Here is a 26362-nt window from a genome sequence, read left to right as displayed (position 1 = left end):
AGCCGAGATCGACGGAACCCCTCCCGCCCCTCCCCGTGCTTCCCCCGCGCTTCCCCGGTTTGGGGTCCTCCTCCGGGGCTCGGGGCCCGTTCTGGGGCACATTTTCCCCATACGGCGCCCCAAACCCGCGAGAAGGTCCGGGGACGACGACGCCCCGCCACCGGGGATCGGTGACGGGGCGGCGTCCGGGCCTGCAGACTCAGTCGCGCAGGTCCTCCTTGGCCTCGTTGCGCGCCTTGACGGCGTCGCGCTCTGCCTCCGCCTTCTTCACCTCGGCGTCGGCCTTGACCTCATCGGCCTTGTCCTTGACGCGGTCGACCGCGTCCTCCACCGCGCGTCCGGCCTGCTTCGCGGCCTCGCCGATGGTTTCCTTGGCATTCTCGAAGATTCCCATTTCTGGCTCCTTTCCTCGACTGCTTCCCGCCACGCTACCGAGCGCACCTGACAGCGAGCCGTCCGTTCCCTCTCCGCGGCCTCCGTCGGCTCGGAGCACGCCGCCGGTTTGGGGCTCCCGTCAGAGGTTGGGGGCTGCCCGCGGGGCACCCCGCCCCCATACCGCGCCCCGAACCGGCGCGCGCGTCAGGCGAGGGGCGCCGCGGCCGCGCGATCCGCCGGGGGCGTCTTCTTCGCGTCCTGCGCGGGGAAGAGGACCTTCTGCACGATGATGATGATGCTCGCGGCGACGGGGATCGCGACCAGTGCTCCGAGGATCCCGCCCAGCGCGCCGCCGCCGACGGCGGCGATCACCACGATCGCCCCGGGGACCGCGACGGCCCGGCTCATGATCCGCGGGCTGATCACGTATGCCTCGATCTGCATGTAGATCAGGTAGTAGATGGCCGCGATGAGCGCCGTCGTCGGCGAGGTGAACAGGCAGATCAGCGAGATGATGATCGACCCGGACAGCGTTCCGACGAGCGGGATCAGCGAGCCGATGAACGCGATGAGGGCGAGCAGGGCCGGAAGCGGCGCCTGGATGATGGTGAGGAAGATCAGGCTCAGCACGCCGTTGATGAGCGCGAGGCTCGCCTGCCCGATGACGTACCGCCCGACGGCCCCCGACACGTCCTCGAGGATCTCGCGGAACCGGTCCCGGCGGTACGCGGGGACGAAGCGCGCCGCGACCCGCTTCATGCTGCGCAGCGACGCCATGAAGTACAGGGTCAGGATGAGGACGATCGTGACGCCCGTGATCCCTCCGGCGATCCCGGCCCCGACGGCGAGCAGCCCGCCGCCGATCTGGCCGAGGTTGCCCGGATCCTGGAGGAACGTGACGATGCCCTGCACGGCGTCGTTGAAGGAGTCGCCGTACTGCGCCGCGAGGTGCTCGTACCACTCCGTGTGCGTGACGTTGTCGATGATCTCGGGAGCGTCGGTGATGAGGTTGGAAATCTGCTGCACAAGGATCGGCACGATCGCCAGCACGATGCCGGCGAAGGCGAGGATCACCACCACGACGACGATCGCCACGGCGGCCCCGCGCGGGAGCTTCTTCTCGATCCACGCGACGATCGGATCCAGCCCGAGCGCGAGGAACAGCGCCAGCCCGATGTAGACCAGGACGGTGGAGAGCTGCCCCACGATCGTCCCGATCAGCAGCGCCACGAGGACGCCCAGGGCGCCGACCAGCCCGAAGGTGAACGGCTCAATGTGGCGCGCCGTCGCCTCTCCTCCTGTTCCCTGCGTCAGGATCACGACCTTGCGTGTGCGCATCTCAGTCCCCCATACGATCGTCGAGGCTTCCAGTGGAGCATCCGGGTCGTGGCGAGTCAATCAGCCGGGCCGGACGAACGGATCATGGGTTGCGCAATCAGAATCTACACGAGTAGAGTCCGGAGCATGCAGACCGGTTCCCCCGCCTTCGTCCTCGACACCGACATCGGCACGGACGTCGACGACCTCCTCGCTCTCGCTCTCATCCTCGGCAGCGACGACCTCGACCTTCGCGCCGTGACCACGGTCTACGGCGACGTCGAGCTCCGGGCCCGCATCGTGGCGAAGGTCTTCCGCACGGCCGGCGCGCCCGCCCCCTCGATCGCCGTCGGCGAGCGCGCCACCCGATCCGGTCGCGAGGTCTGGTGGCCCGGCCACGAGGGCGAGACCATCGCGGACCTGGACGCACAGACGTACTCCTCCGCACGCGACGCCGTGTCGGAGCTCGCCTCTGCGCGCACCGTGGTCGCGATCGGCCCGCTGACCAATGTGGCGACCGCCGTGGAGCGGGCCGGGCACGGCATCGAGCGCATCGTGATGATGGGCGGCGAGTTCGCGGCAGGAGTGGTCGAGCACAACATCCGCTGCGATGTGACGGCGGCGGACGTCGTGTTCCGCAGCGGCGTCCCAATCCTCGCCATCGGGCTGGAGCAGACCGAGCGCATCCGCCTCCGGCACGACGACCTCGACCGCATCGGGCGGTCCGGCCCCCTCGGGGCGCTCATCGGCGCCGAGATGCGGCGGTTCTGGGAGTTCGCCGACCAGGACTACAACGTCCCGCACGATCCGCTCGCCGTCCTCTCCCTCGCCCGGCCCGACCTCTTCGAGATCACCCGCGGCACGATCGAGCTGGAGGCGGTCGGACCCGACGAGGGCGTGACGCGCTTCACCGCGACGCCGGACGGACCGCACGCCATCGTCACCGGCATGGACGTCGGCGCCGTCGCGGACGAGGTGCTCGCCCGCATCGTCCGCGCGTGCTCGCTGCCGCCGCATCCCTCCACCCCCTGAGTCCCCGAACGACCCGTTGCCCACCCGAACCACTCGACGAGGAGAGATCATGAAGTCCACGGCACTGCGGCTCGGCGCCGCCGCCGCCACGCTGGCCATCGGCAGCGCCGGGCTGGCCGCCTGCGCCCCCGCCGGAGGGGGCGACGCCGCGCCCGACGGCAAGGTGACGCTCACGTTCGCCAACGCGGATCCGGCCGACACCTGGGCGGTCGTCATCGACGCGTTCCAGAAGGCCAACCCCGGGATCACCGTCAAGCAGCTCAACATCCCCTACGCGCAGTACACGAGCACGATCAACCAGCGCATGACGGGCGGGGGCGGCGACATCGACCTCATGGTCGTGGACGCCGGCGGGGCCGTGCTCGACTGGGCCAACCGCGGATTCCTCGCCGACATCTCCGACCTCAAGGACGCCGCGGTCGACGCGGCAGTGAGCGAGGACATGGTCACCGCACGCGAAGCGGACGGCAAGCTCTACGCCTTGGAGACCTGGACGACCTCGCAGTTCCTGTACTACAACCCCGAGATCCTCGCCGCCGCGGGCGTCGAGCCCCCGAGCAGCGACCCGCAGCAGCCGTGGACCTACGAACAGCTCACCGACGCAGCACGAAAGATCAAGGATGCCGGCGCGGCCCAGTACCCGTTCCTCTTCGACCAGTGGGACTCGTACTACCAGCTGCAGATGGTCGGGGTCTCGGCCGGCGGCGGGGACGGCATCGACGCCGACGGGAACGTGGACTTCTCCAACCCCGGCTGGCAGCGGGCCCTCACCTGGTATCACGACCTGTTCGAGGAGGGACTGTCGCCCCGCGGCGTCACCAACGACAAGAACGGCGCGCTGTTCCAGACCGGTAAAGCCGGATTCATCGTGTCCGGCCCCTGGGGCGTGAACGTCGCCGAGGAGGGCGACATCCCGTACGGCGTCGCGCCCGCGCCGTACTTCGACGGCGGCGAGCAGGCCACCTCCACCGACTCCTGGTCGGTGGGCATCTCGGCGAAGTCGAAGAAGCAGGACGCGGCTCGTGCATTCCTCGAGTACCTGACGATCGACCCGACCGGCAACGCCCAGTCCGCCGAGGTCGCCGGCATCGCACCGACGAACAAGGAGGCCTACGCGGCGTATGCCGAGAGCATGTCCGCGCTGGGCGGGGAGGCGACCGCGGGGTTCGGCGCGATCATGCAGTTCCAACTGGAGAACAACGCCGTGCACCGTCCCGCGGTGGTCGGCTACAGCGTGTTCGAGCCCGGGGCGAACCAGATGTTCTCCGACATCCGTAACGGATCGGATCCCCGTGAGCGGGCCGCGCAAGCCGACAAGGACATCGAAGCGCAGATCGCGCGACTGAAGTGACATGACCGACACCACAGCACCGACGTCCGTGGCGGGTCCGGGTTCGGCCCGGCCCGTCACGGGCCGAGCACCCGCCCGCCGCCGGACCACGGCGCTGCGCGTCACGCTCATCGCGTTCGCGATGCTGACCCCGGCGCTGCTCACGCTGATCCTGATGCGGGTCGTCCCCCTGCTCAGCGCCGTCGGCATGAGCTTCCAGCACGTCTCCCTCGCCACGGGCGAGACCACGTTCGACGGCTGGGCGAACTACGTGTACCTGTTCAGCGACCCCAACTTCCATTCCGTCCTCATCGTGACGCTCGTGTTCAACCTCGTGCTCAACCCGGTCATCGTCGTCCTGTCCACGGCGCTCGCGCTGCTCCTCGTGCAGAACATCCCGCTCGTGGGCCTATGGCGATCCATGATCTTCGTGCCGGCCGCGGTACCCGGCGCCGTCGTGGCGCTGATCTGGAGCACGGCGCTGCAGCCCGACGGCCTCGTGAACGGCATCCTCGGTGCCGTCGGCCTGCCGGCACAGCCCTTCCTCACCTCGGCGAACCAGGCCGCGTTCTCGATCGGCATCATGGTCACCTGGGGGGCGCTGGGCTACTGGATGATCTTCATCATCGCCGGCCTCAAGGACATCCCGGGCTCGCTCTACGAGGCGGCCGCGCTCGACGGCGCCGGGTGGTGGCGGCGGCTCTTCTCGATCACGCTGCCCCTGCTGAAGCGGCCCATGGCATTCGTCCTCATCGCCTGCACGGTCGGGTCGTTCCTGTTGTTCGCGCCCGTGCAGATCCTCACCAAGGGCGGCCCGAACGGCTCGACGAACCTGATCATGTACGACATCTACAACCGCGCGTACCTGCTCGGCGACCTCGGCGTCGGTCAGGCGGAGGTCGTGGTGCTGATGCTCCTGCTCTCGCTCATCGTCCTGGTCCAGTTCCGGCTGCTGAAGGAGGACCGAGCATGAGACGCTCCCGCGGCGCCACCGTCGTCCTGACGGCGGCCTCGGCACTGGTCGCCGTGTCCGTATTCCTGCCGCTCTGGTGGGTCTTCGCCTCGTCCATGCGCCCCGGCAACTCGTACGTCGAGCACATGACTCCGCTCTCCTGGCTGGCCTTCGTCCCGCTCGGCGGCGACGTCACCAACTACGCCGCGCTGGGGTCCGGAGCCTTCCTCCTCGGGCTCTTCAACAGCTTCCTCGTCGCCGGCCTGACGATCGTCCTCGGGCTCGCGATCGCGATCCCCGCAGCCTATGCGCTCGCGACGATGGAGTTCCGCGGGCGCGGGATCGTCTTCAGCTTCATCATCATCGTCGCGATGATCCCCTTCGACGCGATCGCGATCCCCCTGTCCTCCCTGTTCCAGGGGTGGGGCCTGAGCGACTCGTACGCCGGGCTGGTCCTGCCCGCGCTCGCCAACGGCTTCGCGATCTTCGTGCTGCGGCAGTTCTTCATGGGCGTGCCGCGCGAGCTCATCGACGCCGCCGAGGTGGACGGTCTCGGGCGCCTGGGCACGCTGTGGCGGATCATCCTCCCGCTGTCGAAGCCTTCGCTGATCGGGGCCGGGATGATGCTGTTCCTCTCGCAGTGGCAGGCCTACCTGTGGCCGCTGCTCATCGGCACCTCGCCGGAGCGGCAGCTGGCCCCGATCGTGCTCGCGAACCTCAGCACCGCCTTCACCGTGGACCTCGGGCAGATCCTCGCCGGTTCCTTCGTGCTGAGCATCATCCCCATGATCCTGCTGCTGTTCTTCCAGCGGCAGTACACCGAGTCCCTCTCCACCACGGGGCTCAAGGGATGACCTGACCCACACGCGGGCACTCGGCCCGCCGAAGCACCTGACGAAGGAGACAGGATGAAGACGTACGGACGCCTTTCGGCCGGCATCGCCCTGGCCGGCGCGCTGGCCCTCGGCTCGGGGACCGCGCCCGCGGCCGCCGCGGTGAGCTGGGACCCTGAGTCGCTCACGACCGAGTACGTCCCGACGGGACCGCCGGACGCGGACGGCCAGCGTCTCTACTACGCCTACGCGCCGAGCGCGATCCGCAGCGGGTCCGAGACCCGGGTGTGGACGTGCCACAACTCCGTCTCCGGCGTGATCGAGGACGACATCTTCGCCACGACCCTCTCCGGCGGGTCGGTCGTCTCCGACGCCTCCGTCCTCACCCGGAGCGCCAGCGGCTGGGACTCCTTCCACATCTGCGATCCGTCGGTGATCCGTGTCGACGCGACCTACGGCGGGACCGCCTACCGCTACGCGATGTTCTACCTGGGCAACGACCAGGACGCCAGCGCGCACAACCAGGTCGGCGTCGCCTACGCCACGAGCCTGGACGGGCCGTGGGTGAAGAACCCGACCCCCGTGATCGCCTTCTCCGGCTCCGACACCGGCGCGTGGGGTGCGGGTCAGCCCAGCGCCACGACCGTCGACCCGGAGGCGGGCACCGCTGTGCTCTTCTGGACGGAGGGCTACGGGGACACGATCACCTATCGGGCCCTCGTCGACCTGGACGAGCCGGGCGGACCCGTCGTCGGTCCCCGTCTCCCCGTCACGACGAGCGGTCTGACGAGCACCACCGGCGGGACGGACTGGCTGAACAACGCGGACTTCGCCTACGACCCGTCCCGGGACCGGTTCTACGTCGTGCGCGAGCAGCATCCGTACCCGACCGACTCCCCGGACTACATCGGCTCGTCGGTGCAGGTCGCCAGCATCCCGGGGGCGAGCGTCTGGGGAGGGGGCGGGACCTGGACGGTCGAGGCGGAGATCGATCCCGATCTGACCGGATACGCCCGGAACCACAACGCCGGACTCCTCCGCTCGGAGTACGGCACGCTGATCGACGCGCAGAGCCTCACGGTCCTGTTCACCACCTCATGCGGCGGGTGCACGGACTCCCTGTGGCAGTATCGGCTGCACAGCGTGACCGGCGCGATCGGCTGAGCTATCGGGCGGTCGCCGCGCACCCGCACGACTCCCGGGCGACGAGCTCGACCGGGATCAGCAGCGGCGACCGCTCGAGGCCCTTCTGCAGCACGGCCGTGAACGCCGCTTCGGCGATGAGCCGGATCGGCTGCTCGATCGCCGTCAGCGGCGGATCGCTGTACACGGCGTCCTCGGTGCCGTCGAAGGAGATCACCGCGAGCTCATCGGGGACGCCGATCCCCTCGCGCCGGGCCGCCGCGAGGAGGCCGAGCGCCTGCACGTCGGAGGTGACGAACACGGCATCCGGTCGATCCGCGCGGCGGAGGAGCTCGCGCCCCGCCTCGAAGCCCCCCGCCCGGGAGAACTCGCTGCGCACGATCAGCTCGTCGCCGTTCGGAAGGCCCTCCGCCTGCAGTGCATCCCGCCATCCCTGCTGTCGTCGTTCCACCCCCGGGGCACCGCGGGGGCCGCTCAGCAGGGCGATCCGCGTGCGTCCGTGACCGATGAGGTGCGAGACCGCCTGCATCGCCCCGCCACGATCGTCGACCATCACCGACAACTGACCCGGCCGCGACCGCTGGTCCAGGAAGACGGTGGGAGTGGATCCCGTCTCGGCCACCGACGCCGGATCCAGGCTCACGATGACGAGACCGTCGATCTGATGGCTGACGAGGGACTCCACCTGGGCGCGCTCCCGGTCGATGTCATTGTCGGCGTCACCGAGGAGCAGGGCGTAGCCGGCGGCGAACGCCTGGTCCGAGAGCTCCCGGGCCAGGGCTCCGAAGTACGTGTTGCTGACGTCGGGGACCACCAGGCCGATCGCCTGCGCGCTGCGCAGGCGCAGGGCACGAGCGACCGCGTTCGGGCGGTAGCCGAGCTGCTCCATGGCGTCGAGAACGCGAGCGCGGGTCGCGGCGGCGACCGGGCGCGGACCGTTGTTGACGACGTAGCTCACCACCGCCGTGCTCACCCCGGCCAGCCGGGCGACGTCGCTGCGCGTCGCGGCGTGTGTCGGCGCGACGGTTCCCTCTTCGTCCGTCACCGTGCTCCCCCTCGTTCGTCGGGCTCGTCTCAAGTATTGCTGCGCTCCCCGAGTCTATTCGAGTAGATTAATGCCATGCCGACTCCCGTCGTCGTTGTGACCGACCTCTACCTGCCGCCGGAGGACCCCGGGGACAACTTCGATCTGCTGTTCCCGTTCGGTTCGGGTCGGATCGACCTGCGCGCCGTGATCCTCGACGTCTCCATCGAGAAGCGCGAGTCCGTCCGCGAGGGCGTGATCGGATATCCGGGCCCCAGGGACCCCGGACTGATCCCCGTGGCGCAGCTCAACGCCCTCTTCGGAACGCGCGTCCCGGCCGCCGTCTCGCCGTTCGCCCGGATGCGCCGGCCCGACGACGAGATGCGGGACGTCCCGGCGTTCCAGCAGGAGGGGCCCGAGCTCATCCTCGACACGCTCCGTCGGGCCGCGGAGCCGGTCCATCTGATGTCCTTCGGCTCGGCGCGCCCGATCGCGGTCGCGTTCAACCGCGATCCCGACCTGATGCGGAAGAAGGTCGCACGCGTGCACTTCTCAGCCGGGTCCACGACGCTCGACTACCTCGAGTGGAACGTGTACCTGGATCCCCTCGCCGCTCGGCGACTCGTCGACTCCGGCCTCCCCATCGCGCTGTACCCGTGCGCGTCCGCCGTCGACTGCTACACGCCGGACGTCCACAACACGGTGTGGTGGCTCGAGGACCTGGCCTGGATCGAGGGGATGCACCCCGCGCTCCGGCGCTATCTCCTGTACGGCCTCGGCGGCGAGCCGCGGATCGACTTCCTCCGCGCGCTCGACGAGGACCCTCCCGCCGAGGCCGCGGCGCGGGTGTACGGCCGCCGGCACGCGGTGTGGGAGACCGCTGCCTGGATGATCGCCTCCTCGTCGTCGCTCGTGCGACGCTCCGACGGCACCCACCGCATCGTCGGGTCCGAGGAGGTCCGACCGGGCGACCGCGTGATCCCCAACGAGCTGATCCCCGCGCGCGTGCGGACCCATCCCTCCGGGCTCTACACGTTCGAACCGGACGACGAGGGCGACGACGACGTGCTCGTCTTCCGTCGCGAGGATCCGGCGGAGTACGAGGCCGCCCTGCAGGAGGCCCTTCCGGCGCTCTATCGCGGCTTCAGCCCACCGGGGTGGCAGGGCTCGACGACGGGGACGCTCCGCGACGCCACTCCTGCCGCATACGCAGGTCCGCTCCTCTGATGCCGCCTGCGACCCCGGGACGAGCCCTACGCCCGGCTCACCCGGGGTCGCCGCCCTGCCGAAGCAGGTCCGTCTCCACGCGGTTGAGCTCGGCGGCCCGGGCGAGCAGGTCGGCGGCGAACTCGATCTGCTCGTCGTCGAGCGTGTCGAGATAGGCGTTCCACCTCTCCGCGACCCGGCCGTAGACCGGGCCGACGCCGGTCTGCACGGCGGCCGGGTCGGCGGTCACGATCACGCGCCGCCGGTCGTTCTCGTCCCGCGTCCGCCGGACGTATCCCGCGCGCTCCAGCCGATCGATCATCGCGGTGACGGCGCCGCCCGCGGTGAGCCCGGTCCGCGCGGCCAGCTCGCCCGGCGTCGCGGGCCCGTTGCGCAGGAGGATCCCGACCGCCTGCAGGTCCGTGCTGTTCAGCCCGGCCGAGCGCGCGACCGCGTCCTGGAACAGCACCGCTCGCGCCATGAACTCCTGCATCGCCTCGCCCTGACGCGCGATCGCCGCGGCACGCCGTGCAGACGGCTCCCCCATCTGATAACCTCTCTAATATCGAGAGACTCGCTCTTAGAGACTCTCGCTCTCCTACCAGACTATCGAAAGGCAGATCCGATGCCCAAGGCGCTCATCATCGGCGGCGGCGTCGCGGGGCCCGCCGCCGCCCTGTTCCTCCGACGCGCAGGATGGGAGGCCGAGATCTTCGAAGCGCGTCCCGCCCCGGATGCGTTCGGCGGGCTCTTCCTCAACGTCGCGACCAACGGGCTCGCCGTGCTCGACACGCTCGGCCTGCGCGACCGGCTCCTCACCGACGCGCACCCCTGCCCCTACATGCAGATGCGCAGCGGACGAGGACGCACGCTCGGCGTCGTCCCGAACGGGCCCGCGGGCGAGCCGGAGCGCGGCAGCGCCGTCGTCCGGCGCGAATGGCTCAACGCCGTGCTCCGCGAGGGCACCGAGGCCGCGGGCGTCCCGACCACGTGGGATGCCCGGCTCGAACGGATCGTCGAGGACGCGGACGGGGTGACGGCCCGTTTCGCGGACGGCCGCCGGGCGACCGGCGACATCCTCGTCGGAGCCGACGGCATCGGGTCCCCGACGCGACGGTGGATCGATCCGCAGGCGCCCGAACCGGCGTACACGGGACTCATGAGCATCGGCGGGTTCGCACGGGTCGACGGCCTCGCCCCGACCCCGTTCACGCAGACGATGGTGTTCGGCATCCGCGGGTTCTTCGGCTACCTCGTCCGTGACGACGGCACCGTGTACTGGTTCGCGAACCCGACCCATGCGGAGATCGACCGCGAGGCGCTCCGGACGAGGCCTGTCGAGGAGTGGATCGACGAGCTCCGCGGCCTGCACGCCGATGATCCGTTCCCCGTCCCGCAGATCCTCGACGCCGTCACCGGGCCCGTCGGCGCCTACGGCATCTACGAGCTCCCCCATGTGGCGCACTGGCATCGGGGGCGCGTGGTCGCGATCGGCGACGCGGTGCACGCCACCTCGCCCAGCGCCGGCCAAGGCGCCTCCCTCGCCCTGGAGGACGCGGCGACGCTCGCCCTGTGCCTGCGCGACGACCCGGATCACGAACGAGCGTTCGCGCGGTACCAGGCGCAGCGTCAGCCGCGGGCCGAGGAGGTCGTCGCGTACGCGAGCGCGATTAGCAAGCAGAAGAAGGTGACGTCGTCACGCCTCGCGATCCTGATGCGCGACGCCCTGCTGCCCCTGTTCCTCCGCGGCGCGATGCGGGACACCCGCAACAACCATCTCTACAACCACACCGTGCCGTGGGACTGAGCCGACCGGCCTGAGCGGGATCCCCTGTGCCGGAGCTTCTGTGCCGGAGCTTCTGGCAAGCTGATGTCCGCCCCCGGCGGCCGCAGCTCCCTCGCCCGCCGAGCAGGAGGGAAGCGCGGGATGGACGCGGGATCAGCGGCGGACGCGGTGTCGGCGATCGAGACCGAGGTCGACGAGGTGCTCCGGAGGGTGACCGGACCGGACCGCGCCGGGACCCGGTTCGCCGCGACGCGTCCGGGATTCGTCGCCGCCCTCGACCCGCAGGCGCTCGTGGTCCTGAACCTGCAGTCGCCGGAGCAGCACCTCGGACCGGTCCTCGCCGCGAGCCTCCGCCACGACCCGGCACGGTTCCGCGATCACGCCGTCGACTACCTCCGCCTTCGCGCGGTGAGCCGGGTGGCGGTCCCTCCGTTCGGGGGCGGCGTGGGCCTCACGGATCCGCTCCTCGGCTTCGCCGCCGACGACGAGGCGATGATCCGTTACGACGCCGCCCGCTCGGCGCCGATCGACGCCGGCAGCTGGACCGGCGACCCCGACGTCCCGATCCTCCAGAACCTCGTCCACGCCGTGCTCACGGGCGAGGCGCCCGCCCGCGACCTTCCGGCGGAGAACCTCCCCCGCGCGACCGCGGCGCTGGTGCAGGCGCTGCAGGCGATCCTCCGGGAGGACGCCCCGGCCTTCCGCGAGGCCATCCGCGCCTTCCGCTCGCACGCCCGGCGCAGCAGGTGGATCCGTGACCGCTACAAGGGGCTCTCCGACGTCCCCATTCTCATCCTCGGCCTGTGCGCCGCCGCCCTGCGCCGAGGCCTGCCCCTGCCGGACGAGGTCCTCAGCGTCGGGGAACGCACGTACCTGGACGGGCTCCGCACTCCCCTGCCTCCGCCGCGCCCTCGCGCCTACATCGGCGGTGCCGCGGTCCTGAACCCCCTCGTGACTGACCCCGGCATCGAGCTCCCGGCCCTGCGCCAGCGGCTCGCGGACGCCTGGGCACGGGAACCGCGCTGACCCCGCACGGCGGTACTCAGCCGAAGTCGCCGCCGCCACCGCCGTTGAAGTCGGGGGCCATGTCGGCGAAGCGGGAGAAGTGGCCCTGGAAGGCGACCTGGATCGTCGCCGTGGGGCCGTTACGGTGCTTCGCCACGATCAGGTCCGCCTCGCCAGGACGGACGTCCTTGTCGTAGACGGAGTCACGGTGCAGCAGGATCACCATGTCGGCGTCCTGCTCGATCGATCCCGACTCTCGCAGGTCGCTGATCGCGGGCTTCTTGTCCTGCCGCTGCTCGGGACCACGGTTCAGCTGGCTGAGCGCGATCACCGGCACCTGGAGCTCCTTCGCGAGCAGCTTGAGCGCACGCGAGAACTCGGAGACCTCCTGCTGACGCGACTCGACGCGCTTGCCGCTCGTCATGAGCTGCAGATAGTCGATGATGACCATCTTGAGACCGGCGCGCTGCTTGAGCCGGCGGCACTTCGCGCGGATCTCGACCAGGGTCATGTTGGGGCTGTCGTCGATGTACAGGGGGGCGTCGTTGATCCGCCCGCGGGTCGCCGCCACCGTCGTCCAGTCGCGCTGGTCGAGCGTGCCCTTGCGCATGTTCTGCAGCGGCACGGCGCCCTCGGCGCTGAGCAGACGCATGGCGATCTCGCTCTTGCCCATCTCCAGCGAGAAGAAGATGGAGGGCATGTTGTGGCCGATCGACGCCGCGCGTGCGAAGTCCAGCGCGAGCGTCGACTTACCCATGGCCGGACGCGCCGCCACGACGATCATCTGACCGCCGTGCAGCCCATTGGTGAGTTCGTCGAGCTCGCGGAAACCGGTCGGGACGCCGGTCATGGTCCCGTCGCGGCCGTTCGCGGCCTCGATCTCCTCCACGGCGGCGTCGACCGCCACGGTGAGCGGCACGTAGTCCTCGGTCGTCTCGGTGCCGGTCACGGAGTAGATCTCGGCCTGCGCCGTGTTGACGAGGTCGGTCGCGTCGCCCTGCCCGTCGTAGCCCATCTGCACGATGCGGGTTCCGGCGTCGACGAGCTTGCGCAGGATGGCGCGCTCGGACACGATCCCCGCGTAGTAGCCCGCGTTGGCCGCGGTGGGGACGATCGAGGTGAGGGTGTGCAGGTAGTCGATGCCGCCGGCGCGCTGCAGGTTGCCCGTCTTGACGAGCTCGTCGCCGACGGCGATCACGTCCGTGGGCTCGCCGTGCGAGTACAGCGAGAGGATCGCCTCGAAGATCAGCTCGTGCTTGGGGATGTAGAAGTCGGTGCCGCGGAGGGTCTCGATCACGTCGGCGACGGCGTCCTTCGACAGCAGCATGCCGCCCAGGGTGCTCTGCTCGGCGATGAGGTCGTGCGGCGGGGTGCGCTCCGGCTCGCGCCCTCGTCCGAGTCGCTCCTCCGAGATGTCGGCGATCGACAAACCGCTCCCCCTTCTGCGCGCGTCATGCACGCCTCGAACGCTCGCGAACGCCTCGCCCGCGCTGGGGCGCGGTTGCGCTCGGTGTCCGACCCGGGATCCCGAACGCGTGATGTGGACCGGACTCCGCACAGCAGATCACGGACCACCGACATCGCGTGTGACTCAGGCTAGGAGGGCGATTCCACACCCGCAACACACCCTGTGGATAACTCTGTGGAGAGGTTGCGAAGAACTTGGGTGTGTCTGTGAACAGCGCCTGTGGACAACGCGGTGGATGTCGGTGAGTCCGGACTTTTTAATTCTGCGTGACCAGGGATTAGTGCTTTCCCCAGCCTGTGGATGGATTCCCGCTTAAAGCGGGGATTGAAGGTTGTCGCGACGTCGAACGTCATGTGCACAACCTGGGGAGAACAAGGGGATGGCGGCCCCTCTTGTCAAGCTCGGATCCGCACCGGGCGCGTCTCCCGCGTGATCATGCGGAAGACGCCGCGACACGCCGGGGCAGGATACCGATCGTCTCGGCGCTGCGACCGCTCAGGGCGTCGCGGAGACGATCGTCACGCCCTCGGGAAGCTCCGCGGCGAGGAGAGCGGCCGTGCGCATCGCGTCCTGCCGATCCTTCATGCCGGAGAACTGGATCTCCGTCGTCAGAGCATCCCCGCACTCCAGGAAGAGCGACGGCGCCGTCAGGATCCCTCCGTCCAGTAGGACCGCCATCCGGGGCAGGGCCTGGTCCTCGGCACAGGCGAGCGCACCGGTCAACACTTCCATCGCCGCCCCGCCCGCGTCGGTGAGGTCCAGCAGCACGACCCACTCGCCCTGCTCGATCCGCGCCTCGACACCGTCCACGGCGTGGCCGGCGACGTCCGACGGGCCGAGCCGCAGCAGTTCTCCGTCCGGCGTCTCCGCCTGGCACGCCTCCTGCGGGGTCGCGTTGACGCAGTCCGGCAGCGGATCGGCCGCAGGAGCGGTCACCGGCCGGATCGCCAGCACTCCAGGAGTGGTGAAGACGTCATCGGCGACCCCCACGGTGTCCGGCGCGAACCGCACGGTCACGCGCTCCCCGTCCGCCGCCACCGAGACGCGTTCCATCCCGGCGGCCTCCAGACGCTCCTCCAGCGCCTCTCGGGCGGCGTCGGCGCTCCCGGCGGGCACGTCGAGCACGACCTCGCTCAGTGGCGGCTCCGGGGTTATGGCGGAGCATCCGGCGAGGGCGCCGCCGAGCACACCTCCCAGGACGGCGACGAACGCGAGGACGGCCGGACGGATCGATCGACGCATGGTCGGATCCTAGTCACGCGCGCTGGCGTCCGTCAGGCGCTGGCGGGTTTCGTGGACGGCCGACACGACGAAGCCCCCGGGTCCGAGGACCCGGGGGCTGTCGTACGGCGTCGCGCTTACTTGGCGGCGACGACCTGAAGGGTGATGACCGCGGTCACGTCCTCGTGGAGACGGACGGTGGCCTCGTGCTCGCCGACCGACTTGATCGGCGAGGTGATGTGCACCTTGCGCTTGTCGATCGCGCCGATGCCGGCGGCCTCGACGGCGTCCGCGACGTCACCGGTCTTGACGGAACCGAACAGACGACCCTCGGCGCCCGCCTTGACGGCGAGGCGGACCTTGGCGGCCTGCAGCTTGTCCTTGAGCGCCACGGCCTCTTCGCGGTCGTGGATCGCACGGGCCTGGCGAGCCGAGCGGATCTGCTCGACCTGCTTCTCGCCACCGCGCGTCCACGCGACGGCGAAGCCCTGCGGGATGAGGTAGTTGCGGGCGTACCCGTTCTTGACCTCGATGACGTCGCCAGCGCTACCGAGCCCGGCGACCTCGTTCGTGAGAATCAGCTTTGCCATTGTCGGTACCCCTTAGCGGCCGGCGCCGGCGTAGGGCAGGAGCGCCATCTCGCGCGCGTTCTTGATCGCCTTGGCGATCAGACGCTGCTCCTGCACCGAGACTCCGGTGATGCGACGGGCGCGGATCTTGCCGCGCTCCGAGATGAACTTGCGGAGGGTCGCGACGTCCTTGTAGTCGATGACACCCACGCGGATGGACTTCGCGGGAGCGGCGTTCTTCGCGCCCTTCCGCGGCTTGCGGCGGTCGCCGCTCGACTTTCCAGCCATGAGATTTCCTTAGGTGATGAAGACTCCGGCCCCTCGACGGGCTCAGGACCGGACTCAGAAGTTTGGGATCAGAAGGGCGTGTCGTCGCCGAAGCTGCCGGGCGTCGACCACGCATCGGCGCTGGACGAGCCGGGCGTCGACCACGGCTCCTCCGACACCTGCTGCTGCTGCGGGCGCTGACCGCCACCGCCACCGGCTCCCCCCGAGGCGGCGCGGGTGACCTGCGCCGTCGCGTAGCGGAGCGAGGGGCCGATCTCGTCGACCTCCAGTTCGATCGCGGTGCGGTTGTTGCCCTCGCGGTCCTGGTAGGAACGCTGGCGCAGACGACCCTGGGCCACGACGCGCATGCCCTTCGTCAGCGAACCCGCCACGTGCTCGGCGAACTCGCGCCAGACCGACGCGCGGAGGAACAGCGCTTCGCCGTCCTTCCACTCGTTCGCCTGACGATCGAAGGTGCGCGGCGTCGACGCGATGGTGAAGTTCGCCACCGGCAGCCCGTTCTGCGTGTAGCGCAGCTCGGGGTCGGCGGTGAGGTTGCCCACCACGGTGATGACGGTTTCGCCGGCCATGGGGATTACGCCTTCGCGACCTTGGGCTTGCGGGCGGCCTTCTCCTCGGCGCGCTTCGCCTCGGCGGCGACCATGGCCTGGGCCTCCTCGGCGCGCAGGACCTTGGTGCGGAACACGAGCTCGCTCAGCTTGAGCTGGCGGTCGAGCTCCTGCGTGGCCTCGCTCGTCGCGGTGAAGTTGACGACGGCGTAGATGCCCTCGCTCTTCTTGTTGATCTCGTAGGCGAAACGGCGCTTGCCCCAGACGTCGACCTTGTCGATCGAGCCACCATCGTTCGTGATGACCTTCAGGAACTTGTCGAGGTTGGGGGCAACCTGGCGCTCGTCCAGCTCAGGGGTCAGAATGACCATGAGCTCGTACTGGTGCGTCACTTACCCACCTCCTTCGGACTAGAACGGCTCCCGGGACTTTCCCGGAAGCAGGAGGGTGTGTTGCACGTGTCCGCCGTTCGGAGTCGATGACTCCCGGGCAGACAACCACAACAGTCTAGCGGAGATCCCCCCGCCCCGCTGACCGCACCCGTCGGGCTCTCACGGAGAACCCCCACCTTGCGGACGAATCCGCCTTGGATCTCCGCAGATCCGTGCGAACTCCGCAGATCCATGTGAACTCCGCGCGCGATCTCCGCAGGACGAGAGGGGGCAGGCGGGGAGCAGGGGATCAGCGGGCGGGGCGGATGCGGTCGCGGTGCGGAGAGGGCGAGAGGGTGAAGTCGCTCGCGGCGTGCGTCCAGGATCCGATCCCGCGACGCCCGCGCCACCGCCGCACGGCGACGATCGCACGCACGACCGGGGTGCCGAGCACGAGGGCGACGGCTCCGGAGAGCGTGCGGTCCTCGGCGCCGAGCACGCTCTTGCGCTGCCAGGCCGCGTGGAGCGGCCCACCGCGCGGCGCGGGTGCCGTCCGCGGAGCCAGCGCGCCGCGACGACGCTGCGCGACCAGCTCCCGGGTCGTCGCCCACCAGTCCGACTCCGCCGGGTCGTGGAAGTAGTTCTGCGTGAGCCAGCTCGGATCCGGGTGACGGAAGCGGCGGGCGACCACGTCCTCCTCCCCTCCGCGCAGTCCGGAGTCCGCGAAGACGGTGTTCAGCAGCGCCTTGTCGAAGCCGAACAGATCCAGGGCGATCACGGGGACCCCGGCCGCGATCGCCTCGACGGCCGCCGTCGATCCGACCGTCACGAGGCCCTCGGCCCGCGCGAGGGCATCCCGCATCGAGCCGTACGAGAACACCAGGTTCGGCGGCACCGGACCGATGGCGGCGATCAGCTCCGGATAGCCGTCGCGTTCGGCGTGGGTCTGCGGCTCGCCCGGCCGGGCGCGGAGCTTGACGACCACGCGTCGGGAGGGATCGGCCAGGGCCGCCCGCCGCAGGATCCCCGCGATCCGTGCACGGTCTTCTCGGGAGGAGGGCACGAGCGCCTGCGCGGCGAAGACGAGGTCCGTCGCCGGCTCCGCCACGGACGCGCCGGGGCCGCCCGTCGTCCGGGCGAAGGGCAGCGTGGCGAGGGCGATGGGCACGTCGACGCGGATCCGTCGCGCGAGCTCGCGGTAGGCGCGGCGCTCGCGGTGCGAGTGCACCACGACGAGATCGCTGTGCGCGCGATAGGACAGCGCGCCGCGCAGCGCCGGCACCGACGCCCCGGGGAGCCCGGTGACGACCACGGGGCGCTCGACGAGCCGGTCGATCTCGCGCTGGAGCAGACGGATGAGCGGGCCGCGGCCCGCGAGCACCACGACGTCCGGGCGATCCCAGTCCAGCCAGCCGCGCAGTTCCCGGAGGTCGATCCGCGTCCGGGCGCCGGGGGCCGCGAATCGGGTCCCGGCGACCGCCGCGCGCTCCTGGTCGCCGCTCACGCGCAGCGGCGTGCGCACGAGGAGCAGGTGCGCGCTGATCCCGCGCACCTCGTCGACCAGCGCCGCGCCCCACTTCACGAACGAGTCGGCGTCCGCGATCACGACCACGCGCCGCACCGCCGTGCCGGCGGGCGGACGCACCGGATCCGGTCGCGACATGCCCGTGATCACCGGACGCGCCACCTGCGCGACGAGCTCGGTCAGGCTCATGCCGGGACCCGGCGCAGCTTCGCCATCGGCGCGTGCTCTCCCGGGAACACGCGCTTGACCCCGTCGCCGAGCGCCGTCTCGATGACGCGGATGTCCCGCACGAGGCGCTCCAATCCGGTCGGCTCCAGTGATGCGGCGTGATCGGATCCCCACATCGCCCGATCCAGCGTGATGTGCCGCTCCACCGCCACGGCGCCGAGGGCGACCGCCGCCAGCGAGATCTGCAGGCCCCGCTCATGACCCGAGTAGCCCACGGGGACGCCGGCGTAGCGGTCGCGCAGAGCGGGGATGACCTTGAGGTTGGCCTCTTCCGGCTCCATCGGATAGGTCGAGGTCGCGTGCATCAGGATGAGCCGGTCGGTGCCGAGCACCTCCAGCGCGCGATCGATCTGCGGGATGGTGGACATCCCCGTCGAGAGGATGACGGGCTTGCCGGTGTCTCGCAGGGCCGCGAGCAGCTCGAGGTCGGTGAGGCTCGCCGACGCGACCTTGTGCGCCACCACGCCGAGCTCCTCCAGGAAGCGGACGCTCGGGACGTCCCACGGCGAGGCGAACCAGTGCAGGCCGGCGAGAGTCGCGTGGTCGCCGATCTCGATGTACTCGTCGCGCCCGAACTCCACCCGCCGGCGGTAGTCCAGGTAGGTCATGGTGCCCCACGGCGTCTCGCGCAGGGTGTCGCGCATGTGCTCGGGCGTGGCGATCTCCGGGGTGCGCTTCTGGAACTTGACGGCGTCCGCTCCCGCGGCGGCCGCGACGTCGATGAGCTTCTTGGCGAGCTCGACGTCGCCGTTGTGGTTCAGGCCGATCTCGGCGATCACGTAGACCGGGTTCCCCCCGCCCACCACGCGCGATCCGATGCTGACGGTCATGTGCGTCTCCGTTCGCTCCCCTCCGGCTTACGCACCGGGGGTGAACACCGAGCGACGCCGGCGTGTCTCCGCGGCGACGCGTGCGTGTCGGGTCCGGAGCGGTGCGCAGGGCGGGGGCGTTTCGTCTCGCTGCGCTCGCTCAACGACCGGACGCGAGACCGGAGGCGAGAGTGTTTCGACTCGCTGCGCTCGCTCAACGACCGGACGCGAGGATGCGCTCGGCGATCTCGCGGACCGCGCCGGACCCGCCGGAGCGGGCGAGGACGACCCGGGCCGCCGCCCGCACGTCGGGATGCGCGTTCGCGACCGCGACCGGCCATCCCGCGATCCGGAGGGCGCCGAGATCGTTCACGTCGTTGCCGACGTACGCCACGTCCGCGAGATCCACCCCCTGCTCCCGCGCCCACGCGGCGAGCGCGGCCCCCTTGTCGCCCACCGCCTGAAGGACGGGGACCCCGAGCTTCTCCGCACGCCGGGACACGACCGGATTGACCTCGGTGGAGAGGATGAGAACCGGCACACCCGCCGCCCGCAGCCGGGCCACGCCCATGCCGTCCTCCCGGCTCACCCGGACGCTCTCCCGCCCGTCCTGGTCCACCCAGGCGGTGTCGTCGGTGTGCACCCCGTCGAAGTCCGTCACCAGCGCACGGGCAGGAACCGGCTCGCCTCCGATCGGACCGGGCGATCCTCCTCCCGGAGACGCGGGAGCCAGGACGCCGGCCAGCGCGTCGGCCGCCGCGAGCTGGGCGGGGACGTCGATCTCGATCGCCGTGCTCTCGGGCACGACGACGACCCCGATCCGCCCGAAGAAGCGATGCTGCGCGGCGCGGAAGCCGTCGGCACGGAAGGCGTAGAAGGCGCCGGTCTCGAGGTGGTCCGGCGCGCGGTCCTGCCGGCGCGGTCGGAAGGCGGCGTCGTGGTTCACGGCTTCAGCCGTGCCGTCCGGCCCGCGCCGCCAGAGGAACCCGTACGTCTCGTGCGCGGCGAAGACGCTGTCGAAACGGCCGGAGCGGATATCCGCCACGGCACGAGCGATCCCGTCCACGGGGAGGAACGGCGAGGTCGCCTGGACGAACACCACGACCTCGATCCCGAGCCCCGCAGCCTCCAGCTCGTCCAGAGCGTGCAGGAGCGCGCTCTCCGACGACGCCGTGTCGCTCGCGAGGTCGGCCGGGCGATCCACCACGCGGGCGCCGGCGGCGCGTCCGACCGCGGCGATCTCCGGATCGTCCGTCGAGACGACGACGAGGTCGACGCCCTCCGCCGCGGCCGCGGCGCGGACGGCGCGTTCCACGAGCGTCAGACCTCCCACGCGCTGCAGGTTCTTGCGCGGGATGCCGCGGGACCCGCCGCGCGCCGGGATGATCGCGGCCGTGAGACCCCGCGGCGTCGTGTCCGCGCTCCCCGCACTCACGAGAGAGCCCCGCTCGTCGATCGGCCCGCGCGCACCCGTACCCCCGGCATCCGCCCCGTGGGGCGTCCCCGTCGTCATCGCCCTCGCACCGTCCTCCATACGCGGGCCGCGCGCCGGCGCGCGCCCTGGATCGTCAGCCCCACCTGCTCCAGCCGCGAGACGCCCCCCGTGTCCACGAGCGCGGGGCCGAGCCCGACCCGGCGGCGGGCCCGATCGCGCCACGTCGGCGCCGGGGCGCCGGGAAGATCGAGCGCGGCAAGGCGCTCGGGATCGAAGTACCGCGCGATCTCCACGCGGCCGAGTCGCCGCAGCAGTTCCTCCGCCCGAGGACGCAGCGCCGCGAGGATCCGCGGCCGCATGCAGTACCCGACGGCGTCGACGAGGAGCTGCAGGTCCTCCGGGCGCGCGTACGGCGACCGCCGCCGTGTGAGCGCGTCGACGATCGTGGCCGGGACGCGGTTGCTGTTCTCATACGGGGTCAGCCCGCGCAGCACCGTCCGCGTGCCGGCGGACGCGATCCGGACGCCGAAGAGCGTCTGCACGGTGGGCAGCGCGGTGGAGAAGCCCGCGACGACCCCCTCGGCGCCGATCCGGAGGGCGACGAGCTCGGCCGGTTCGTCGCCCTCGTGGACGGCGAAGGTCAGACCGTGCGCGGCGGCGCGCTCCCGCACGTGCGAGACCAGACCCGCCGTCGCGGCGGGGTGGGGCTTGAAGACGATCCCCGCGACACCCCACTCGGCGGCGCGATCGACCATCTGCGCCTGCATCTCCTGCTCCTCCGCCTCAGTGGCGAGGCCGAGCGCGGCCAGGTACTGCCCGAGCACGAGGGCGACCGGTTCTCCCCCGGCAGGACGGACGGGCGCGTCGGATCCGGCGTCGACCTCGTCGATCACCGCGCGCAGGGCGGACGAGGGCACCGGGATCCGCGGAGCCCCGGTCTCGACGAACACCAGCGGCACGACCCCCGGGACCACGTCGGCGTGGATCACGCCGGCGATCCGCTCCGTGACCTGACGAGGCAGCCGGTCGCGGATCGGAGAGTAGGTCATCAGCCCGTCGCCCACGACGAGGATCTCGGCCTGGTCGAAGAGGGCCATCAGCGTGCGCGCCGGCGCCACCTGCGGGCTCTGCACGAACAGGCGGATCCGCTCGGTCTCCGCGTCCCACGCCCGCCGCAGCAGGCGGCCGAGCATCGGATGATCCTGCTCCGCGGGGGTCCAGTCGCGCGGGTGGTGCGGGTCCACGAGAGCGTTCAGCGACTCGACGCGATCGAACCGGTCCCGGAGCGTGCGCCACGCGGGATCCGCCGCGAGGTCGGGCGCGGTCTCCGGCACCGCCGACGACCCCACGGCGAGGAGCACCCGTCGGGGAGCGACGACCGCGCCGTCAGCGACGGCCGCCGGAGGGACCAGCGCCGCGTCGATGGCGGCGGCGGCCGTCATGAGGCCGTACGGGCTGTGCAGCGCGAAGACGTCGATCATCCGTGCTCCGCCTCTCGCAGGAGGCGCGCCAGCACTCGCCGGCGGGGGCCGCCGATCCTCGGGATCGCGGCGCGGACCTCCTCCGCCGGGAGGCGCGCCAGCAGCCCGCGGATCCCCGCGCGGAGCTCACGGCGCACCCCCGCCTCCATCCGCCGGGCGCGGACCAGGTGGTGCGAGCTGAGCGCGAGCACGGTGACCACCGCCTTCGGAAGCAGGCGCTCGGCATCTCTGTCGGTGCGGACGAGGTCGATCACCTCGGCGAGCGCGGGAACCACGTCGAGCTGACGCCGGTCGGTCGTGCGCGACAGCGAGCCGTCCATGCCGCGGCGGTACAGGAGGTGGGGCGCGTCCACCACCGCGAACGAGGTCGCCTCCAGGTGGAGCCTCCAGATCCACGGCCGGTCCTCGGCGGTGAAGAGCCCGTCCCGGAACCGGGCGACACCGGAGTCGATGAGCCGCCGGTGGAACATGCCCGCCCAGGCATACGGATAGTCGACCATGGTCGTGTCGTCCTCGGGGAGGACGCCGTCCCGGGGATCCGCGGGTACTCCGCGACGCGTGAAGGGCGCGCGCACGAGGGCCCTCTCCCCCTCCGTGACCGTCACGTGATCGGTGCGGACGAAGTCGCACTCCTGCATGCGCAGCGCCGCATGGAGCACGGGCAGCCGGCGCGGCTGCATCCAGTCGTCGCCGTCCAGGAAGCAGAACGCGTCCGCGGCCACGCGGTCGAGCCCCTGGTTCCGGGCGGTCGCGAGGCCGAGCGGATGGTCGTTGCGGATCACCTCGGCGTGCGGGAACCGCTGGGCGTAATGCGCCATGAGCGCGCCGGTGTCGTCCGCGGAGCCGTCGTCGATCGCGACGAGCTGAAGATCGCGAGGATCGTCGAACTGACGGGTCAGCGTCTCCAGCGCGGTGCCGATGTACGCCCCCGCGTCCTTGGCGGGGAGCACGACGGTGACCAGCGGTGCGCGCACAGGGCTCCAGAACGATGGGGACGGGACGGCGTCGATCATGGCGCGGACGGCTGACGGGCCGGAGACGGAGAGGTGAACGGCGGATGACGCGTGCGCACCGGACCGGGCCTGCGTAGCGTGGGGGCATGAGCTCCCCCGCGACCGGATCCGACCGCCCCGCCGACCGATCCCGGGACGGCCACGGCCCCGCGTCCGCCTGGATCCCCGATCCCGCCGCCGCGGGAGGCTGGCTCCGCGAACGGCTCGACGACGGGTACGCGACGATGCACGGCGTGGTGCCCCGCGGATATCCCGCCTACGCGCGGATCCTCCATCCCGCCGTCGTCCGTACGCTGCCCGATCGCCCGGTCCCCACCGCGGAGGAGTGGGACGCGATGACCGAGGACGAGCGCGAGCGGCTGGTCGGCCTGACGGAGGACCGACGCGCGACCTGGGCGGAGACCGCCGCGGCGTTCGGGACCACGGTGCATGCTCTCGCCCAGTGGCAGCACCTCGTGCGCACGCCGGCGGACGGCGACTGGCGCACCCGGCACGCGCCGGACGGACGCGAGTTCACGGCGCCGGCCGAGGGCGACCTGTCTCCCGAGGACCTCGCCCCGGTGGCGGCGCACCTGGCCGCGCACACGTCGACCCCCGAGGAGGGCGTCGCCGGCGTGTGGGCAGGCTACGGCGGACTCCTGGGCGCGTACGGCAGCAACGGCCGATCGTTCCTCGCGTTCTCGGACGACCCCGCGGAGAACGCGCACGCCGCGATGCTCGCCGAGAGCACGCACGACCCGTTCAACAACCCCTTCCGCAAGGCGCAGTGGCGGGAGGGGATCCTGTCCCGCGAGATCTCGGAAGGACCGCGGCTGGAGCTTCCCGGGCGGGAGTACGTGCTGTTCACCGCGTCACCGCGCTCCTTCTCCGACCCGGACTGGATCCTTGACGTGCCGTGGCGCGACCGGATCGCCGAGGCGCACGGCTTCCCGCCCTCGGCGCACCACCCGAACCTCCTCTGGCCCGCAGACCGCGCCTGGGTGATGGTGAGCGAGATCGACTTCGACTCCACCGTCGTCGCCGGGAGCCCGGAGCTGATCCGGGCCCTGTGCACGGACCCGGCGATCGAGGCCCTGGCGATCCGCGAGGGGGCGGACCTCCGCTGGGACGCCGACGACGTCAACCGCTGAGGCGGCAGGGCGGCGGGTTCCCCTCCGTCCCCGCGCGGCCCCGGTTACCGTGGACCGGTGACCGATCCCTCCGCCGCCTCGTCGGCCCCGTTCGATGCGCGGGCGCTCACCGCGCCGATCGATCGCGCCGTGTTCGCGGAGTTCCGACGCACACAGAAGGCGCTCGACGCCCAGAAGGAGGTGCCGCTCGGCCGCGTGTTCGCGTGGGTCGTCGCGGTGATCGCCATCGGGTTCGCGGTCGCCGTCGGGTCCACGGTGCTCGCTCTCGTGCTCGGCGGATCGCGCGGCGGGAGCTGGCTGGTGCCGGTGTTCGTCGTCGTCGCGGCCGTCGCGATCATCGGCTTCCTCGCCACGCGCCGCGCCCGGTGGGTCCGTCGGTACCGCCTGCACGCGTTCGCCCTCGCGAACGGCATGACGTACGAGACGCTCGTCACGGATCCGCCGCTGCCCGGGATGATCTTCTCCCTCGGCCACAGCCGCCGCGCCGAGGATCTCGTGCGGGGCGACCGGCCGCGGTTCGTCGAGTTCGGGAACTACACGTACACCACGGGCTCGGGCAAGAACGCTCAGACCCACCACTGGGGCTACATCGCGATCAAGCTCGACGTCCCGCTCCCGAACATCGTCCTGGACGCGTCCTCCAACGACGGGCTCTTCGGATCCAACCTCCCCGCCCGGTTCACGAAGGATCAGCGGCTGTCCCTGGAGGGCGACTTCGACCGGCACTTCTCCCTCTACTGCCCCGCCGGCTACGAACGCGACGCGCTGTACCTGTTCACCCCGGACGTGATGGTCCGCTTCCTGGACCACGCGGCGCACTTCGACGTCGAGATCGTGGACGACTGGATGTTCCTGTACACGCAGCGGCCGGTCGCGACGCTGGAGGAGCCCGTCTGGCAGGCCGCGTTCTCCGCGGTCGCCGCCGTGCTCACGAAGCTCGACCAGTGGGCCCGGTGGCGGGACGACCGGCTGCGGGCCACGGGGACGCCGGCGACCCCGGATCCTTCGGCACCCGTCGGCGCACCGGCCTCCGACTCCGGCGCACCGGCCTCCGACTCCGGCGCGGCGGTGCCGGGCCCGGTCGCGCCGCTCTCCGTGCCGTTCGCCCCGCCTCCGGGCGTCGCACCCGCGGGGAGACGCCTGCGACGGAGCGGCTCGTGGATCGGGGTCGTCGTGTTCGTCGTCGTCGGAGCGGTCTGGCTCTGGCTCCGCGTCACGGGGAGCTAGCTGACGTCCCCGACGGCCCGGGCAGGTTAGCGTGGGGGCGTGAGCACGCCCCTGCCGCCCGGCTATTTCGACCATCGGCCCCTCGTCGAGCCCGTCGACCCCGCGGCGGTCGCGGCGTTCGCCCGGGCGCAGCGGGCGCAGAACCCGACGTCGGGCGGGCAGATCGCCGGGATCGTGATCGCGATCGTCGCGGTGGCGATCTTCGTCGTCCCGGTCCTGTTCCTCATGGCCATGGGTCTCGGCGTGACCCTCGGCGCGACCGCGGGCAGCGCTCCGGACGGCGGGCTCGGCCCGGGTGCCGGGATCGGGGCGCTCATCGGCGGGGCCGTCATGTTCCTGCTCGTGGGCGGCGCGGGCGCCGGCATCGGGATCGCGATCTCCCGGTCGATCCGCAACCGCCGCATCGCCCAGTACCGGATCGCCCACTTCGCCGCGGCGAACGGCATGGCGTACATCGGCACGGTGCCGAACCCGCCGCTGCCCGGGATGATCTTCCACCAGGGATCGGGCCGCGCGGCGTCGAACGCGATCCGCGGGCTGCAGCCGCGGTTCGTCGAGTTCGGCAACCACCAGTACACGACCGGATCCGGGAAGAACCAGACCACCCACCACTGGGGCTACGTCGCCGTGAAGCTGGACGTCCCGCTGCCGCACATCGTGCTCGACGCGCTCGGCAACAACACGCTGGGCAGCAACCTGCCCGCATCCTTCCGGAAGGAGCAGCGGCTCTCGCTGGAGGGCGACTTCGACCGCTACTTCTCCCTCTACTGCCCCACCGGCTACGAACGCGACGCGCTGTACCTGTTCACCCCGGACGTGATGGTGCGCTTCATCGACCACGCCGCGCAGCTCGACGTCGAGATCGTGGACGACTGGCTGTTCCTCTACACGCCGCGGCCGGCCTCCACGCTGGACCCGGCGACGTGGGCGTGGCTGTTCGGCGCCGTGGGCGCGCTCCTCACCAAGCTCGACCAGTGGGCGCGGTGGCGCGACGACCGCCTCCGCGGGCTTCCGGCCGTTCCCCCGGCCGCGGCGCCCGGCCCTCT

At 71.2% G+C, this 26362-nt stretch carries 26 protein-coding genes; 11 read left to right on the top strand and 15 right to left on the bottom strand.

The genetic code is table 11. The features are described 5' to 3' along the window. Window positions 1-199 precede the first annotated feature (199 nt). Together MR1_RS09845 and MR1_RS09840 are read right to left on the bottom strand one after the other, a co-directional pair. Window positions 200-394 carry a hypothetical protein gene (locus tag MR1_RS09845; RefSeq protein ID WP_067245651.1) on the bottom strand — a complete coding sequence of 65 codons (195 nt, stop codon included), beginning with the start codon at window positions 392-394 and terminating at the stop codon, window positions 200-202. Between the two features lie 185 nt (window positions 395-579). Next, entirely contained in the window at window positions 580-1713 is a 1134-nt protein-coding gene (locus MR1_RS09840; RefSeq protein ID WP_084344510.1) for an AI-2E family transporter, read from the bottom strand. Window positions 1714-1839: 126 nt separating this feature from the next. Here MR1_RS09840 and MR1_RS09835 point away from each other — a divergent pair, with 126 nt between their 5' ends. Genes MR1_RS09835 through MR1_RS09815 form a run of 5 tightly spaced genes read left to right on the top strand, consistent with a single transcriptional unit; the run spans window position 1840 to window position 7003 of the window. Beyond that, window positions 1840-2724 carry a nucleoside hydrolase gene (locus MR1_RS09835; RefSeq protein ID WP_067245648.1) on the top strand — a complete coding sequence of 295 codons (885 nt, stop codon included), beginning with the start codon at window positions 1840-1842 and terminating at the stop codon, window positions 2722-2724. Window positions 2725-2773: 49 nt separating this feature from the next. Beyond that, on the top strand, window positions 2774-4075 hold the full coding sequence (locus MR1_RS09830; RefSeq protein ID WP_067245645.1) for an ABC transporter substrate-binding protein: 1302 nt from the start codon (window positions 2774-2776) through the stop codon (window positions 4073-4075). 1 nt (window position 4076) lies between these two features. Further along, a complete protein-coding gene (locus MR1_RS09825; RefSeq protein WP_084344509.1) occupies window positions 4077-5027 on the top strand; it encodes a carbohydrate ABC transporter permease in 951 nt (316 codons plus the stop codon). Continuing rightward, entirely contained in the window at window positions 5024-5860 is an 837-nt protein-coding gene (locus MR1_RS09820) for a carbohydrate ABC transporter permease (protein WP_067245642.1), read from the top strand. The genes MR1_RS09825 and MR1_RS09820 overlap by 4 nt, the downstream gene beginning before the upstream one ends. Before the next feature lie 54 nt (window positions 5861-5914). Continuing rightward, on the top strand, window positions 5915-7003 hold the full coding sequence (locus tag MR1_RS09815; RefSeq protein ID WP_067245638.1) for a glycoside hydrolase family protein: 1089 nt from the start codon (window positions 5915-5917) through the stop codon (window positions 7001-7003). A 1-nt stretch (window position 7004) separates the two neighbouring features. Here the strand turns inward: MR1_RS09815 and MR1_RS09810 are convergent, their stop codons facing one another. Then, on the bottom strand, window positions 7005-8027 hold the full coding sequence (locus tag MR1_RS09810; protein WP_067245635.1) for a LacI family DNA-binding transcriptional regulator: 1023 nt from the start codon (window positions 8025-8027) through the stop codon (window positions 7005-7007). Window positions 8028-8102: 75 nt separating this feature from the next. On the opposite strand from MR1_RS09810, the gene MR1_RS09805 reads away from it, so the two are divergent. Next, window positions 8103-9233 (top strand): nucleoside hydrolase, encoded by a 1131-nt coding sequence (locus MR1_RS09805; RefSeq protein WP_067245632.1) that lies wholly within the window; start codon window positions 8103-8105, stop codon window positions 9231-9233. Between the two features lie 37 nt (window positions 9234-9270). On the opposite strand, the gene MR1_RS09800 is transcribed toward MR1_RS09805, so the two are convergent. Beyond that, window positions 9271-9759 carry a MarR family winged helix-turn-helix transcriptional regulator gene (locus tag MR1_RS09800; protein ID WP_067245629.1) on the bottom strand — a complete coding sequence of 163 codons (489 nt, stop codon included), beginning with the start codon at window positions 9757-9759 and terminating at the stop codon, window positions 9271-9273. A gap of 78 nt (window positions 9760-9837) precedes the next feature. On the opposite strand from MR1_RS09800, the gene MR1_RS09795 reads away from it, so the two are divergent. Together MR1_RS09795 and MR1_RS09790 are read left to right on the top strand one after the other, a co-directional pair. Continuing rightward, the gene (locus MR1_RS09795; RefSeq protein WP_067245627.1) at window positions 9838-11019 is read left to right on the top strand and encodes an FAD-dependent oxidoreductase; all 1182 of its coding nucleotides are present in this window, start codon (window positions 9838-9840) and stop codon (window positions 11017-11019) included. Between the two features lie 120 nt (window positions 11020-11139). Then, the gene (locus MR1_RS09790) at window positions 11140-12024 is read left to right on the top strand and encodes a hypothetical protein (protein ID WP_067245624.1); all 885 of its coding nucleotides are present in this window, start codon (window positions 11140-11142) and stop codon (window positions 12022-12024) included. 16 nt (window positions 12025-12040) lie between these two features. Here the strand turns inward: MR1_RS09790 and dnaB are convergent, their stop codons facing one another. The 11 genes from dnaB to MR1_RS09735 all read right to left on the bottom strand — a co-directional run bounded on the left by dnaB (window position 12041) and on the right by MR1_RS09735 (window position 22959). After that, window positions 12041-13432, bottom strand: a complete 1392-nt coding sequence (gene dnaB, locus MR1_RS09785; protein ID WP_067245621.1) for a replicative DNA helicase — start codon at window positions 13430-13432, stop codon at window positions 12041-12043. 534 nt (window positions 13433-13966) lie between these two features. Further along, a complete protein-coding gene (locus MR1_RS09780) occupies window positions 13967-14713 on the bottom strand; it encodes a SecDF P1 head subdomain-containing protein (RefSeq protein ID WP_067245618.1) in 747 nt (248 codons plus the stop codon). 116 nt (window positions 14714-14829) lie between these two features. After that, window positions 14830-15282, bottom strand: coding sequence for a 50S ribosomal protein L9 (rplI, locus tag MR1_RS09775; RefSeq protein WP_067245615.1), 453 nt, complete (start codon window positions 15280-15282; stop codon window positions 14830-14832). 12 nt (window positions 15283-15294) lie between these two features. Continuing rightward, entirely contained in the window at window positions 15295-15549 is a 255-nt protein-coding gene (gene rpsR / locus MR1_RS09770) for a 30S ribosomal protein S18 (RefSeq protein ID WP_040168021.1), read from the bottom strand. A 68-nt stretch (window positions 15550-15617) separates the two neighbouring features. After that, window positions 15618-16118: a single-stranded DNA-binding protein gene (locus MR1_RS09765; protein ID WP_067245612.1), complete on the bottom strand. Its 501-nt coding sequence runs from the start codon at window positions 16116-16118 to the stop codon at window positions 15618-15620. A 5-nt stretch (window positions 16119-16123) separates the two neighbouring features. Beyond that, a complete protein-coding gene (rpsF, locus tag MR1_RS09760) occupies window positions 16124-16489 on the bottom strand; it encodes a 30S ribosomal protein S6 (RefSeq protein ID WP_067245610.1) in 366 nt (121 codons plus the stop codon). Window positions 16490-16778: 289 nt separating this feature from the next. Continuing rightward, window positions 16779-18182: a DUF6716 putative glycosyltransferase gene (locus MR1_RS09755; protein ID WP_067245607.1), complete on the bottom strand. Its 1404-nt coding sequence runs from the start codon at window positions 18180-18182 to the stop codon at window positions 16779-16781. Next, complete coding sequence (locus MR1_RS09750) at window positions 18179-19051, bottom strand: N-acetylneuraminate synthase family protein (protein WP_067245603.1); 873 nt, start codon at window positions 19049-19051, stop codon at window positions 18179-18181. Before MR1_RS09750 ends, MR1_RS09755 begins: the two co-directional genes overlap by 4 nt. Window positions 19052-19244: 193 nt before the next feature. Next, complete coding sequence (locus MR1_RS09745) at window positions 19245-20465, bottom strand: acylneuraminate cytidylyltransferase (protein ID WP_067245700.1); 1221 nt, start codon at window positions 20463-20465, stop codon at window positions 19245-19247. Window positions 20466-20539: 74 nt separating this feature from the next. Next, window positions 20540-21946 carry a polysialyltransferase family glycosyltransferase gene (locus MR1_RS09740; protein ID WP_067245600.1) on the bottom strand — a complete coding sequence of 469 codons (1407 nt, stop codon included), beginning with the start codon at window positions 21944-21946 and terminating at the stop codon, window positions 20540-20542. Next, window positions 21943-22959, bottom strand: coding sequence for a glycosyltransferase family 2 protein (locus MR1_RS09735; protein WP_067245597.1), 1017 nt, complete (start codon window positions 22957-22959; stop codon window positions 21943-21945). Before MR1_RS09735 ends, MR1_RS09740 begins: the two co-directional genes overlap by 4 nt. A gap of 86 nt (window positions 22960-23045) precedes the next feature. Between MR1_RS09735 and MR1_RS09730 the strand changes: the two genes are divergently transcribed. The 3 genes from MR1_RS09730 to MR1_RS09720 form a co-directional block, all read left to right on the top strand. Continuing rightward, window positions 23046-24089, top strand: coding sequence for a hypothetical protein (locus MR1_RS09730; protein WP_084344508.1), 1044 nt, complete (start codon window positions 23046-23048; stop codon window positions 24087-24089). Between the two features lie 57 nt (window positions 24090-24146). Continuing rightward, window positions 24147-25316, top strand: a complete 1170-nt coding sequence (locus MR1_RS09725; RefSeq protein ID WP_067245594.1) for a hypothetical protein — start codon at window positions 24147-24149, stop codon at window positions 25314-25316. Window positions 25317-25355: 39 nt separating this feature from the next. Next, on the top strand, window positions 25356-26362 hold a 1007-nt coding region (locus MR1_RS09720; protein WP_067245591.1), incomplete at its 3' end, for a hypothetical protein.

The sequence above is a fragment of the Microbacterium resistens NBRC 103078 genome (assembly GCF_001552355.1).
In the GTDB taxonomy this organism is placed as follows: domain Bacteria; phylum Actinomycetota; class Actinomycetes; order Actinomycetales; family Microbacteriaceae; genus Microbacterium; species Microbacterium resistens.
This window is presented reverse-complemented; position numbering and strand designations above follow the sequence as displayed.